The organism is Escherichia sp. MOD1-EC5495 (assembly GCF_002965965.1).
GTDB classification, from domain to species: Bacteria; Pseudomonadota; Gammaproteobacteria; order Enterobacterales; family Enterobacteriaceae; genus Escherichia; species Escherichia ruysiae.
The window spans coordinates 1-656 of record NZ_PTRI01000057.1; the positions used below are offsets into that span (position 1 = coordinate 1).

The window sequence follows — 656 nt, forward strand, 5'->3', positions numbered from 1 at the left end:
GACGTGATAGGTAACGTGTACAAAGAAACCGGAGAACTGACTGAAGATGGCGAACCGGTATGTGTTAAGGAAGACGAATATTTTGTAAACGTGCGCATCATTAATGATGTGAAAACACCGTCAATATTCGATGAATACGTGGTTGCTGTTGAGCATCAACTTCGTGGCTGGATGTGAGGAAGAAAAATGGCTACATCGACAGTAATTCCTGATGACATCAAAACGCTAAAATCCGACGTTAGCAAATTAAAAAACGATCAAGGAAGCTACGCAACAAAATCATATGTAGACAGCAAAGATGAAACCGTTGGTGACTGGTCTGCTTCATGGTATCAGCAAGTATTGCCAACTAGCGGAGCTATATTTGGGAGAAAACTCCGCTCAACTCACAGGACGGCAGGTGTTGAGGATGCGTATTGCGAACTATACCTCAAAAAATGGATAGACAGTCCAGGTAACGCAATGGCGCGCCTTAACCTGAACGATAACGGGACAAACATTTGCTGGGACTTTACCAACCTTTATGGCGGTACGATGATTTTTCCCGGTGACAGCGGATACCTCAAAATGGGTAACTGCCTTATGTCATACAGCAAGCGTGGAAGTAACGCGCTTATTAAATTTGATTACACCGACACATTACAGATCAAATATGC

Annotated in this window: 1 protein-coding gene; it reads left to right on the plus strand. The window is 43.3% G+C overall.

What is annotated here, in order from left to right; genetic code table 11:
- Positions 1–186: 186 nt before the first annotated feature.
- Positions 187–656 (plus strand): hypothetical protein (locus BEG40_RS21525; protein ID WP_105286079.1); only part of this gene is annotated, 470 nt, incomplete at its 3' end.